General features: G+C 40.0%; 11 protein-coding genes. 3 read left to right on the top strand and 8 right to left on the bottom strand.

What is annotated here, in order from left to right:
* Window positions 1–71 precede the first annotated feature (71 nt).
* The 5 genes from QQK06_RS10925 to QQK06_RS10905 are packed head-to-tail and all read right to left on the bottom strand — an operon-like array spanning window position 72 to window position 4,927.
* Entirely contained in the window at window positions 72–2,138 is a 2,067-nt protein-coding gene (locus QQK06_RS10925) for a type IV pilus secretin PilQ (protein ID WP_284244702.1), read from the bottom strand.
* 17 nt (window positions 2,139–2,155) lie between these two features.
* Window positions 2,156–2,692, bottom strand: a complete 537-nt coding sequence (locus tag QQK06_RS10920) for a pilus assembly protein PilP (RefSeq protein WP_284244700.1) — start codon at window positions 2,690–2,692, stop codon at window positions 2,156–2,158.
* A complete protein-coding gene (locus QQK06_RS10915) occupies window positions 2,689–3,285 on the bottom strand; it encodes a type IV pilus inner membrane component PilO (RefSeq protein ID WP_284244699.1) in 597 nt (198 codons plus the stop codon). The genes QQK06_RS10920 and QQK06_RS10915 overlap by 4 nt, the downstream gene beginning before the upstream one ends.
* On the bottom strand, window positions 3,282–3,860 hold the full coding sequence (locus QQK06_RS10910) for a PilN domain-containing protein (protein WP_284244698.1): 579 nt from the start codon (window positions 3,858–3,860) through the stop codon (window positions 3,282–3,284). The genes QQK06_RS10915 and QQK06_RS10910 overlap by 4 nt, the downstream gene beginning before the upstream one ends.
* Window positions 3,848–4,927, bottom strand: a complete 1,080-nt coding sequence (locus tag QQK06_RS10905; RefSeq protein ID WP_284244696.1) for a pilus assembly protein PilM — start codon at window positions 4,925–4,927, stop codon at window positions 3,848–3,850. The genes QQK06_RS10910 and QQK06_RS10905 overlap by 13 nt, the downstream gene beginning before the upstream one ends.
* Window positions 4,928–5,055: 128 nt before the next feature.
* On the opposite strand from QQK06_RS10905, the gene QQK06_RS10900 reads away from it, so the two are divergent.
* Both QQK06_RS10900 and pckA read left to right on the top strand, forming a co-directional pair.
* Window positions 5,056–7,611, top strand: coding sequence for a penicillin-binding protein 1A (locus QQK06_RS10900; protein WP_284244695.1), 2,556 nt, complete (start codon window positions 5,056–5,058; stop codon window positions 7,609–7,611).
* 341 nt (window positions 7,612–7,952) lie between these two features.
* Complete coding sequence (gene pckA / locus QQK06_RS10895) at window positions 7,953–9,563, top strand: phosphoenolpyruvate carboxykinase (ATP) (RefSeq protein ID WP_284244694.1); 1,611 nt, start codon at window positions 7,953–7,955, stop codon at window positions 9,561–9,563.
* Between the two features lie 84 nt (window positions 9,564–9,647).
* Here the strand turns inward: pckA and envZ are convergent, their stop codons facing one another.
* Together envZ and ompR are read right to left on the bottom strand one after the other, a co-directional pair.
* The gene (gene envZ / locus QQK06_RS10890; RefSeq protein WP_284244693.1) at window positions 9,648–10,943 is read right to left on the bottom strand and encodes a two-component system sensor histidine kinase EnvZ; all 1,296 of its coding nucleotides are present in this window, start codon (window positions 10,941–10,943) and stop codon (window positions 9,648–9,650) included.
* 15 nt (window positions 10,944–10,958) lie between these two features.
* A complete protein-coding gene (gene ompR / locus QQK06_RS10885) occupies window positions 10,959–11,684 on the bottom strand; it encodes an osmolarity response regulator transcription factor OmpR (RefSeq protein ID WP_284244692.1) in 726 nt (241 codons plus the stop codon).
* A 373-nt stretch (window positions 11,685–12,057) separates the two neighbouring features.
* Between ompR and QQK06_RS10880 the strand changes: the two genes are divergently transcribed.
* A complete protein-coding gene (locus tag QQK06_RS10880) occupies window positions 12,058–12,450 on the top strand; it encodes a hypothetical protein (protein WP_284244691.1) in 393 nt (130 codons plus the stop codon).
* On the opposite strand, the gene QQK06_RS10875 is transcribed toward QQK06_RS10880, so the two are convergent.
* Window positions 12,419–12,883, bottom strand: coding sequence for a hypothetical protein (locus tag QQK06_RS10875; RefSeq protein ID WP_284244690.1), 465 nt, complete (start codon window positions 12,881–12,883; stop codon window positions 12,419–12,421). The two genes, QQK06_RS10880 and QQK06_RS10875, sit on opposite strands and share 32 nt — an antisense overlap.
* Between the last annotated feature and the right edge of the window lie 109 nt (window positions 12,884–12,992).

Genomic DNA, 12,992 nt, shown 5'->3' with positions numbered 1-12,992 from the left:
TAATTATCGCAATTGTTCGGTATAGATTGCAAGTAAGTGATGTACAAAAATACAGCCTAGTTGCAAATAATTTAAAAACGCTCGGTCACAATCCGTGGTGTTACGAAGATCAACAGCTCTTTTTTCTCATTAAAATTACTATTGTTTCTAAATAACCAGCCAAAATATGGAATGTCTCCTAACACAGGTACTTTTGAAACACTATTAATAATCGATTGCTGATAAATACCACCTAACACTATGGTCTCACCGTTATTTACCAGTACCTGAGTGCCGATGCGTTGAGTGTCAATTGCAGGAGCGCTACCACTGGTAACCGTCGACACGGTATCTTGTGTCACCACCAAATCCAAGATAATACGATCATCTGGTGTGATATGAGGTGTTACCGTTAAGCTCAGTACCGCTTTTTTAAACTGAGTCGCCGTTGCACCACTAGATGCTGCTTCTTGATACGGAATTTCAACCCCTTGCTCAATATAAGCTTCTTTCTGGTTCGCAGTAGTGATACGAGGACTGGCGATAATTTCACCCTTATTCTCTTTTTCTAGTGCACTCAATTCAAGATCCAGTATGGTGCCATCCGCCAACCGGGCTATTTGAAATGCAATACTACCTGCTGCACCATTAACCGGAAGATTGACATTCATACCATCAGCAACTTTTGGCACAACACCTTGACCTATATCGGATTCATTATAAGCCCGACTGCCAGTTGCACTACCTGTACCAACAATAGAACCCGAAGTGGCAAATTCACCATCGGTATTAGTAACTCCCCAGCGAATACCTAATTCTTCATTAATATTATCCTTAACAGTCACCATACGAGATTCGATCACTACCTGACGCACTGGGACATCTAGCACATTGATCATACGCTTAATATCTTCAATACTGTCCGCAGTATCTCGGATCAATAAAGTATTGGTACGTTCATCAACACTGACGCTACCACGAGGGGATAAAATAGTATTTTCTTCACTTTTAATCAAAGAAGCGAATTCACTCGCTTTTGCGTAATTAATCTGGACATACTCAGAATACAGTGGCGCTAAGTCTGCCACTTGCTGCTTCGCTTGTAATTCTTTCGCTTCCCGGGCCGCCAGTTCATCACTTGGCGCCACCATTAAGATATTACCTTCCATGCGCTTATCTAGGCCTTTTACTTTCAAGATAATATCTAAAGCCTGATCCCATGGCACACCATCTAAACGCAAAGTGATATTGCCACTTACAGTATCACTGGTAACTAGATTAAAGCCGTTATAGTCAGCGATTATTTGCAACACGGTACGCACCGGAATGTCCTGGAAGTTCAACGAAATAGCACGTCCTGAAAAATCTTCCGCATCGCCTAAATAACCAGGCACAATTTCTTTTTCAGCAACAGTTAAAGAAAAGACATTATTTAGCTGTTGGTGCTCAAAGGTAAACTCGCCATTGATATCAACAACTAATCGAGCATTTCTCCCCTCTTTAAAGGTTTCAATACTTTTAACCAAAGTCCCAAAATCAGAAACATCCAGGGTATATAATAAATCGTCAATAATTTGCGTATTATGAAATTCAATATAAAGCTTACCTAATCGATCACTAACATCAACCGCCACCATGCTATCGTCAAGGTTAACGATAACTTGTCCTTCATTAGCCTGACCTTTACGAAAATCTATCGACGCGATGTTATTAATAAAATTATTATCAGCCGGAGAGAGATTATTTATTGCAGCAGTTGATTCACCGGTATTTAAGGTTAATGAAAATTGATTATCCTTTTGACTAACATCAAAAATAGACAGTTGCCTTAAATTGACGGACGCTTGTACCTTACCCGCTAACTTTTGCACGGTAATATCATGGACTCCAGCATGATCTACTATCGTTTTAACCAGCTGTTGAGAAAATTCCGATGCATCAAATGTAATGTCAATCCGGGCTGGATTCATCGAGGTTTTCACCACAGGCTGCTCAGCGATACTTTCCGACAAGGTAAATACCAATTCAATTTCATCATTCTGAATGGTGTTATAACTAATCGCAGTTAATTCATTACTTTGTGAGCCAAGTGAGAAGAATAAAGCCATTACTCCAAACATCAGTGTATAAGCTTTTCGATAAATAAGATTCTTTTTCATTATATTAAATTGCAACATTACTTCCTTTGCCCCTCTGTATTAGAATCAACCAGAGCGACAACAGTTTCTCGCTCTACCCAACAACCCGCACCATCAGGGATCAACTCTATAACTTTGACATTATTTTGATTTACTTCAGTTATTCTACCATTATACAGGCCTAAATAGTTACCAACAGCAACTCGGTGCAAAGTTGTATCTGAAGCTTCAACTAAGGCCCAGGTAATACCTAATTCACCTAAAGTGCCTTTCATACTAAGATCACTTAAAGAGAATTTTTCTAATGGTTGTTTTCTACGCCGTGGATCCGGACTTAAACAACCTGACATTTGTTGAACTTTTTCTTGTATTGCTTCCGGCCTTGGTGCATCAAACGGGCTTCTCAACGAAGTCACCGAATAATCAAAATGATTAAATTCTGGAATTTTTGGAATGGGCTCTATTTGTTTGGGCGTATTAGCCTGTACTTGCGCAATATGCGCTTGCAGGTCTGAAGTGTCATCAAAGCAACCCGCCAAAGAGAGCGAAATCAATATAACGGCTATTTTCTTCATTGGGTGCTTGCCTCTCGATAACGGTACGTTTTTGCCTCTAACTTAAGGTTTAGCAAGCCATTAGACTCTTTGCTAATAGCAATATCAAAATCATGCAAGGTAACAATACGAGGTAAGCCCGCAATTTTACTGACAAAATTGCCAAATTCATGATAGGTACCTATGACTTCAATATCGATAGGTAACTCAATATAAATTTCCTGAGTAATTTCTGGTTGCCAATTCAACTTAACAAAATCCAATCCACTGGTAGTACCAACAAAGGTAATATCATCCAATAGGCCTGGTGTTTCGTGACTTTCAGGGAGACTTTTAAGTTGTTTAGCAAATAATGTTTCTGCTTCGATCATTTGCTGCTTAAACAGCTCAAGATTAGCCACCACATGATATTTAGTCTGATATTGTTGTTTTAACGTATTTTCTTCCGCGGCAACGGCATCTAAACGAACAATTTTATCACTAATGATCGCTGTATAGCCTAAGCCTAAGACAATAATGGCAGCAAAAGCTGCAAAAACTCCCTTTGCCAGTGGTGGCCAGTTGCCAATATTATTCAGCTCGAGGTTATCAAACTGTGAAAAATCTATGTTCACGGGTTAGCTCCTTGAGTTGTATCATTTTTATCAAGCAAACCTTTGATCCGCACCCGCATTTTAAAATCACTGAGTAATTTACTCTGAGCATCATTAGCAGTAATAGACTCAAGTACAGCGTCTGCAAAAAAATCAGAGGCTTCAATATTGCGAATCATATTAGCTAAGTGATTATTCGACTCACTCTTTCCGATTAACTGCAGATTACTACCGGACTTTTCCATTTTCGTTAAATAGATTCCAGAAGGCACAACCTGAGCAATTTCATCTAATACCTGTGTGCCAACATTTCTACTACGCTGCAGTTGTTCAACTACACTAGTTCGTTTCAATAACTCACTTTTCTTAGCGTTTAATTCCTTAATTTCTTTGATTCTTTCATCAAGCAATTGTATTTCATTTTTTAAGTATTGATTACGGGCGATCTGACCATCGATGCGCATTTGGTAAAACTGGCCAACGAGAAAAACAACAGCCAATGCGCCAAACGCCACTGCTGTCAGCAGGGTAAAGTATTCTCTTTGCTTTGCCTTTTCAGCTTCTTCGCGCCAAGGAAGCAGGTTTATATGTGCCATGATGAAAAACTCCTTAACGCTAAACCTGCCGCTACCATATATTGAGATGCGGTGTTATTCAGTTCTTGTTCATCAATTGCAGAGGAAATTTTCATCGCGGAAAACGGATTAGCAATCACCGTATGAACCCCCAACTCTTCATTTAGTAATTCATGTATTCCTTCAACTTGCGCGCAGCCACCCGAAATAACCAAATAATCGATTTTTTCTTTACCGCTGGACGTTAAAAACATTTGAATCGCCCGACGAATTTGTTGCACTAAAATAGTATGAAATGGCGCTAACACTTCAAAGGTATAATTAGGTGGTAAATCTCCTGCTATTTTGGAAATTTCGGCCTCTTCAAACGACATATTGTAGTAAGAAACAATAGAACGAGTATATTGTTCGCCGCCAAACAATTGATCACGGCTATAAATATTTTCGCCTGCCTGAGTGACCGAAAATAACGTCATTAACGCACCAATATCGACTATTGCCACTATTTTTTCGGCGGCATCATCTGGTAACAAAGGTAAGATCAAATCAAATGAACGACTCAACGCATAAGACTCGACATCAACGACCTTAGTAGTAAAACCTCCAGCTTCTAACGCTGAGACCCGCGCCTCAACCGACTCCGTACGCGCAGCACTCAATAAGACATTAATTTTAGTAGGATCTGATTCATTAACCTCTAAACGTTCAAAATCCAAACTCACTTCATCAAGTGGATAAGGAATTAGGCTATCGGCTTCTATTTCTATTTGGCTCGCCAACTCTTGTTCAGTGAGTGCGACATCCATATAAATGACTTTAGTGATAACGGTTTGACCGGAAACTGCAGCAGCAGCATTTGAAACCGACGAAGTAATCTTACTGCGCAATTTTGCAATTACGTTACCTACAGCTTCAATATCTTGAATTTCTCTGTCGACAATAGCTCCCCGAGGCATGGGTTCAGTAGCCACGGCCTCTAATATATAACCGTCACTACCCTGACTGATAAAAACAGCCTTAGCAGAGTGAGAGCCTATATCTATTCCGACGATTGCAGAGTTTTTAGTGTTCCACAGATTTTTCAGCATAACTTCCCACTAAATCGTTTTATTATAATAATATAGATATAATTTCCATATAAATACATTTATTACATGCTTTTAAAAGATATACTAGTAGTATTGTGGAAATTTTCTAATTTTGTTGAGCAATTAATTTGTTTTCTTTCAAAAAAATTCTAAAAATCGGCGTTGTTATCGTCCTACTTGGTATTTTTGCTTTATTTGCTTTGTACCTTTCAATGCGCAGCGAATTACCTAGCGTTGAATCACTAAAAGATATTCAGTGGCAAACACCAATGAAAATTTACAGTGCTGACGGTCAATTAATGAATCAATTTGGTGAGAAAAAACGAATTCCGCTCTCTTTAGAGCAAATGCCACAGCAACTGATCAATGCCATACTAGCCACCGAAGATGAACGCTTTTATCTTCATTTTGGTGTAGACCCTATAGGCATGATGCGCGCGATATTCGGACAGATTACCGGACAAAATAAAGGTGGTGCCAGTACAATTACCATGCAGGTAGCACGTAATTTCTTTTTAACACGAGAACAAACTTATATTCGTAAGCTAAAAGAAATCTTCACCGCATTTCATATAGAACATTTGTTAACCAAAGATGAAATTCTCGAGCTCTATATGAATAAAATAGAGTTAGGTCATCGTGCTTTTGGTTTTGGTGCCGCCGCTCAGGTTTATTACAACAAAGATGTTAAAGATTTAACACTGGCACAAATGGCCGTGCTGGCAGGATTACCTAAAGCACCTTCCACTATGAACCCTATTAGTCGTCCTGAACGTGCCAAAGCAAGACGAGCAGTGGTTTTACAACGCATGTTAGTAACCAACTATATTACCCGACAACAATACCAACAAGCAGTAAATGCACCGATTACCGCACAAAAACATGGGGCAGTCATAGAACTAGACGCTCCTTATGCCGCAGAAATGGCCCATCAGGAAATGATAGAACGCTATGGTACAGAAAAGGCGTACACTGAGGGCTACAAAGTATTTACGACGGTAACGGCCAAGCTACAAAAAGCGGCCCAGCATTCCGTGATAAACAATCTGCTCGCTTACAGTAAGCGTCACGGTTATCGTGGTCCACAGCAATCACTGCGCACGCCACAAGCAGCAGATGATCAACAAGTGTCAGTTAAGGAATTAGCTCCCCTCAGCCAGCAAGAGATCATTGATGCGCTATCACAGGTAATCGAATATAAACCATTACTGGCGGCAGTCGTCACACAAGTCAATGAGCAGAGTATTGAAATTACGTTAAAAAATAACACTATAGCAAGCATTCCCTGGTCCGGACTTTCCTGGGCGCGAGAGTTTATCAATGATGATAAACAGGGGCCTGAACCACAAGTCGCAAAAGAAATACTCAACTATGGGGATGTCATCTACGTCACTCAACAGCAAGATGGCTATCATTTAAGTCAGCTACCCTCAGCAAGCTCAGCGCTAGTTGCCTTGTCGCCAGACAATGGCGCAATAAAAGCGGTCGTTGGTGGTTTTAGCTTTGAGCAATCACAATTTAACCGGGTCACTCAGGCGAAACGTCAGGTCGGTTCGAATATAAAACCGTTTGTTTATTCTGCGGCGTTAGACAACGGTTTTACCCTTGCCTCATTAGTCAATGATGTCCCTATTAATCAATGGGACCAAAAATCTGGTTTTGTCTGGCGACCGAAAAACTCTCCAGAACAATACAGCGGCGAAATTCGAGTCAAACGTGCCTTAGCACAGTCGAAAAACGTGGTTGCAGTACGATTATTAAGGGCTGTAGGTCTTAATAAACTTATCCCACACTTAGCATCATTCGGCTTTGCACCGGATGAACTACCAAGAGATGAGTCATTAGCACTTGGCTCTGCATCATTCACCCCGTTAGAAGTTGCGGCAGGATTTGCCACCTTTGCCAATGGTGGTTTTCTTATTGAGCCGTTTATTATCGAACGTATTGAGGATTCGTTTGGCAATATTGTTTATCAAGCAAACCCAGCTATCGCTTGCGACGACTGTACCGAGTTTCTGCCAACCGAGGAACTAACGGCATCACTTAATAATCAGGATGAAGACTTTTCATCGATTAATGAAACTAATCAGGAGAATAACAAACCCGCTTTTATTAAAGCGGAGCGCGCAATTAGTGCCTCTAACGCCTTTTTGATCACTCAAGCGCTAAACGAAGTTATTTGGGGAGCAGATTGGTCACAAAAACCTGGCTGGCAAGGAACAGGGTTTCGCGCCAGAAAACTTAATCGCAGAGATATTGCCGGAAAAACCGGAACCACTAATGAAGCAAAAGATGCCTGGTTTTCCGGCTTCAGTCGCCGTTTAGTGGCGACCTCCTGGATAGGATTTGACGACCCATCGCGTAATCTCGGTCGTAGCTCTTATAATAATAACCTGAGCAAAGATCAAATCACTGGCAAAGAGTTTGGTGCTAAATCTGCCCAACCCGCTTGGATTTCATTTATGCGCACAGCTCTTGAAGACTTAGCGGAAGAACCTTTTATTCAACCAAGCGAAATAGTCTCAGTACGTATCGATAAAAAAACCGGTAAATTAACAAGAAAGACCGATCGAAGCAGCACCTTTGAATATTTTATCTTAGGTACAGCTCCTACCGAATATATTAGCAAAGATCATACTCTGGAGATTTTTGATACTAATGAACAAACAGAAGAAATTTTCTAATCTGTATTGATGTAGAAAATTTCTTTCGTTTCGAATGAAATCAGCAAAATATTACCAGTGAAATAGTAAATTCAATCCATTATGTAGTTTTATTCCCAACATTCTAACGAAGGGAGCTAAGTTACACATCGTAAGTAAACTCTAGTCTAGCGCCAATTAGCCTTATTAATTTGTTGAATATTCATTTTTTCCTGACACTATAAATGAAAGTTATAGTGAAAACTTTCAAAACGAAACAATTTTTTCTTTCGTTTTGTTTCAAGATCGCCTAGAATTGCGCCCTAATTTATACCGAGTACACTTAATTTACATTAACGTCATACTTTAGGAGCTAACCCGCTATGACTGTTTTGCAAAAAAACATCGACTTATCACAATACGGCATCAACAACACAACAGAAGTTGTTTATAACCCTTCTTACGATTTGTTATTTGCAGAAGAGACAAAATCAGAACTCTCAGGTTTTGATAAAGGTGTAGTAACTGAACTCGGTGCAGTCTCTGTCGATACTGGTATTTTTACTGGTCGCTCTCCTAAAGATAAATATATTGTTCGTGATGATGTCAGCCGCGATACCGTATGGTGGTCAGATCAAGGGAAAAACGATAATAAACCTATGACACCAGAAACTTGGGACCATTTAAAATCATTAGTAACAGAACAGTTATCAGGACAACGTCTATTCGTTGTGGATACTTTTTGTGGTGCTAATGAGGATACTCGTTTAAAGGTAAGGTTTATTACGGAAGTCGCATGGCAAGCACACTTTGTTAAAAATATGTTCATTCGCCCTACTGACGCAGAATTAGAAAGCTATGAGCCAGATTTCGTAGTAATGAACGGTGCCAAAACCACTAACCCTAACTGGCAAGAACAAGGATTAAACTCAGAAAACTTTGTTGCTTTCAACCTGACAGAAAAAATGCAGTTAATTGGTGGTACCTGGTACGGCGGTGAAATGAAAAAAGGCATGTTCTCTATGATGAACTACCTGTTGCCACTTAAAGGTATAGCCTCTATGCACTGTAGCGCGAATGTAGGTAAAGAAGGCGATGTCGCAATTTTCTTTGGTTTATCTGGTACAGGTAAAACCACGTTATCTACCGACCCTAAGCGTGAATTAATCGGTGATGATGAGCATGGCTGGGATGACAATGGTATATTTAACTTTGAAGGTGGTTGTTACGCAAAAACCATTAATTTAAGTAAAGAAAATGAGCCAGATATTTATAATGCTATCCGCCGTGACGCGCTATTAGAAAATGTCTCTGTTGGTGCTGATGGTAAAATTGATTTTGATGATAACTCAAAAACTGAGAATACTCGTGTTTCTTATCCAATTCATCATATCGATAATATTGTTAAACCGGTATCACGTGCTGGCCATGCCAAAAAAGTGATCTTCTTAACTGCCGATGCATTTGGTGTCTTACCACCAGTATCTAAATTAACGCCAGAGCAAACTGAATACTACTTTTTATCTGGTTTTACTGCTAAGTTAGCAGGTACTGAGCGTGGTATTACAGAGCCAACACCAACATTTTCAAGTTGTTTTGGTGCTGCTTTCCTAAGTTTACACCCAACACAATATGCCGAAGTCCTACGTACCCGCATGCAAGCTGTTGGCGCAGAAGCGTATTTGGTCAATACCGGGTGGAACGGTACTGGCAAACGTATTTCAATTAAAGCAACTCGCGCCATTATTGATGCCATTCTTGATGGTTCTATCGATTCTGCTGACACTGAAGTACTACCGTTATTTAACTTAAACGTACCAACGCAAGTTGCCGGAGTAGAAGACGGAATTTTAGATCCAAGAGATACATACGAGCATAGCGAGCAATGGCATGAAAAAGCGGTCGACTTAGCTAAGCGTTTTATCAATAACTTTGATAAATTTACCGATACCGATAATGGTAAGGCATTAGTAAAAGCTGGACCTTTAGTGTAACCAGCCACACCAACTAAACAAATAAAAAAAACCGAATAGTAAGCTATTCGGTTTTTTTATCTGGGCCATAAATTGCTAATCTAGTTATAGTGATACTGGCAATATCACCTTAGCAGATAAACCGCCAGTTTCACGGTTAGTGAGTAAAATTCGGCCGCCATGCATATCAACAATCCGTTTAATAATCGCTAGCCCTAAGCCACTCCCTTCCGTACCACGCGCTTTATCTCCCTGAGTAAAAGGTTGAAATAAACGCTCAATATCCGCATCTGGGATCCCTGGACCTGAATCAGATACTGCAAAATAGACAAAATGCCCTGACGGTTCCTGGCCTGATTCTATAATAATATCATGCTCACTATAACGTATTGCATTCTGAATCAAATTAGCGACTACCCGTTTAATGGCGACATAACGTAACGGTATTTTAGGAATATCACCAGCAGCCAATACTATATTTCTGCCATTTACCGCCTCTGCATGCACCACTTCTTGTAATAACACATTCAAGTTTGTTAGTTCAGCCTTATCTTTAACATCATGACGAATATAATCAATAAACTGATCTATGATAGTATTCATATCATCGATATCGGCTTCAATTCCTTCTTTTAGAAACTCATCCTGTTGTGACATCATTTCTGTCGCCAGACGAATACGAGTTAATGGTGTCCGTAAATCATGTGAAATTCCTGCCATTAACAAATTCCGGTCATCTTCCAGTTGCTTGATCCCTCTCGACATATGATTAAACGCTTGAGTTACGGCAACAATTTCAGTTGTACCTCGCTCCAGCAAAGGTGCTGGAAACTCCCCTCTACCCACCTCATGAGCTGCCGATTGCAATGCTTTTAACGGGCGATTAAGTTGCCGTACAAACAACCAGCCTCCAATAACACTGAGAGCACCGAGTATCATTAACACAATAATAAGCGGAGTATAGTTAGCTTCTTCTAAACCGGTGAGCGGAATTTTCACCCAATAGTTAGGCGCTTGTGGCGGACGGATCCAAAACAGATACTCATCCCCTTGAGAAATACGAACTTCTGCGGGTCCTCCCAATAACTCCGACATTACTTGAGAGCGAAATTCGTAATATAATGCGTCTTGTAAACCAAGGGGCAGCGCATCTTGTTCGGTATAGACTCCAATACCGGTTTCTCGCTGGAATGCTACTGCCATCGCCGGACTGAGCACCGGCTCTTTGACATCAATAAATACTACCCGTACTTGCTTCGCTAATAGCTGATCAACCTGATGTGAATTAGGCTGAACGATATAGACCATAATCGAGACCAAAGAAACGGCTTGATTGATCAGTAACAGTACACCTATTAGTAGAATAGTTTGCCCAAAAGCACTACGTGGCAGTATTTTCATCTTATCAGCTACTGCTTAAGCAACCGCCTTACCCTCAGGTACAAATACGTAGCCTAATCCCCATACCGTTTGAATATATCTTGGTTTTGCCGGGTCTTCTTCCAGCATTCTTCTTAACCTGGAGACCTGAACATCGATACTACGCTCTAATGCTGAATAGTCTCGGCCACGCGCCAGGTTCATAAGTTTGTCTCTGGATAAAGGCTCTCTCGGGTGAGTGATCAAAGCTTTTAAAACCGCAAACTCGCCACTGGTTAATGGCATATTCACATCACCTTTTAACATCTCACGTGTCGCCAAATTAAGTTGATATTCACCAAACTCAATAATATTCTCTTCCTGAGATGGTGCTCCCGGAGCTTCCTGAACACGTCGTCTTAATACCGCCTTTATCCGTGCCAGAAGTTCACGCGGGTTAAAAGGTTTCGGCATATAATCATCTGCGCCTAATTCTAGACCAATGATACGATCAACTTCATCACCTTTAGCAGTGAGCATAACAATGGGAATATCATTAGAACTCTGACGTAGACGCCGACATATTGATAGGCCGTCTTCACCCGGTAGCATGAGGTCGAGTACCAGTAAGTGAAAATTTTCTCGTTCAAGTAAACGATCCATTTGCTCAGCATTTGATGCACTACGCACCACAAAACCTTGCTCAACTAGGTAGCGTTCAAGTAACGCTCGCAAACGCATATCATCATCAACAACTATGATTTTAGGTGTTTCGTGTCCCATATCTCACCCTTATTACTTATTATTAGCGACAACTATAAATGATTAGTCGTCTATTTAACAAAAATAGTCTGTATAAAGTGTTCGCTATTTGTTACAAATTATTAACAGTTTTAATAATAAAGCTATAGCAGTATACGAAATAATTATAATATCTGCGTATTAAACGACACTAGATTTTAGCTATCAGTATATTTTTAATCACTAATTTTACCTATTAAATTAAATATTTATTTCAATTTATAATATAACCACAAGGATGAAAAATAGTTTTTATTTACGTTATACCAAATACATTAATAGATTAACCATTTCTTTAATCTGATGTAATGAGGATTTAGTGAAATAAATACGAAAATTAGGGTAGAATGCTGTAATGAGGATCTGGATTCATGTTTTTAAGGCACCTCGACGGGTTATTAGTATCGGTCGTAGACGTCAAACTATCAAAGTTAAACGCCAATTAGTGCGCGTTAAAATTGCGCTTAGCCAAGAAAAGGCTGAAACCAAGGAAATGCTTAGTATTTATCGTCGCTATACCTTGCGCCAAGCAACGCCAGAAGAAATGAAGTTAGCCAATCAACAATTCCTCGATGTCCTTAAAGGATTAGGGATCGGGGTTGTTGCCGTCTTACCCTTTGCACCTATTACCATCCCATTGGCAATTAAATTAGGTAAATGGGTAGGCGTTGAGATCCTGCCGAGTTCATTTAATGATGGACAACCAACAAATAAAACTATTTCAAGTAACCAACCGCCTGATCAGTAACACATTGAGTAAAACTTTGTTGCCGTTCCGGTTTAGATAGCTTGGCAATAGCCTGACGCACCAGTTTTTGTTTAACAGCACGATCTTCTGCTGGAAGCTGTTTTAACTGCTCATGAAAACAGCCTATTAAGCCAAAGTTTAACGCGGTATCTGAATTAGGTGCTTCGCCATTTAAACAATCACTCAATCTCAATGCGAGTTCATTTTTATCCATTTGTGTGATCAGGCTGCCAACTTGATATTGCTTTTGATCTTTTTCACGAGCCTTATGACAGGCAAAATACATATCAGCCACCGCCACAATAGGGATCAGCTTTTCATGTTGTGCGCTAAACTTATCTTTTAACCATTGTTGATGCTCAGCTGTCATTTCATCTGCCGATAACGTTATAGACCATCCTAAACTCAATGCCAGCACCAGTTTAAACAACATACAATTTCCCTTGGTTATATCGCTATGCGAACTACGAACATTATAATAGACGATTAGCACCTTAATATGAACAAACAATCTTCGCTAGCATTTAGGTAACCCGGTAACA

Origin of the sequence: Thalassotalea insulae, assembly GCF_030161395.1 — a bacterium.
GTDB classification, from domain to species: Bacteria; Pseudomonadota; Gammaproteobacteria; order Enterobacterales; family Alteromonadaceae; genus Thalassotalea_E; species Thalassotalea_E insulae.
The sequence above is the reverse complement of the archived record's forward strand: the minus strand, read 5'-3'. Positions and strand labels throughout refer to the sequence as shown.

Coding starts and splice junctions, on each gene's coding strand:
- ompR (WP_284244692.1), bottom strand. CDS start 11,684: ATGGGACACGAAACACCTAAAATCATAGTTGTTGATGATGATATGCGT.
- QQK06_RS10880 (WP_284244691.1), top strand. CDS start 12,058: ATGAGGATCTGGATTCATGTTTTTAAGGCACCTCGACGGGTTATTAGT.
- QQK06_RS10920 (WP_284244700.1), bottom strand. CDS start 2,692: ATGAAGAAAATAGCCGTTATATTGATTTCGCTCTCTTTGGCGGGTTGC.
- pckA (WP_284244694.1), top strand. CDS start 7,953: ATGACTGTTTTGCAAAAAAACATCGACTTATCACAATACGGCATCAAC.
- QQK06_RS10905 (WP_284244696.1), bottom strand. CDS start 4,927: ATGCTGAAAAATCTGTGGAACACTAAAAACTCTGCAATCGTCGGAATA.
- envZ (WP_284244693.1), bottom strand. CDS start 10,943: ATGAAAATACTGCCACGTAGTGCTTTTGGGCAAACTATTCTACTAATA.
- QQK06_RS10910 (WP_284244698.1), bottom strand. CDS start 3,860: ATGGCACATATAAACCTGCTTCCTTGGCGCGAAGAAGCTGAAAAGGCA.
- QQK06_RS10925 (WP_284244702.1), bottom strand. CDS start 2,138: ATGAAAAAGAATCTTATTTATCGAAAAGCTTATACACTGATGTTTGGA.
- QQK06_RS10875 (WP_284244690.1), bottom strand. CDS start 12,883: ATGTTGTTTAAACTGGTGCTGGCATTGAGTTTAGGATGGTCTATAACG.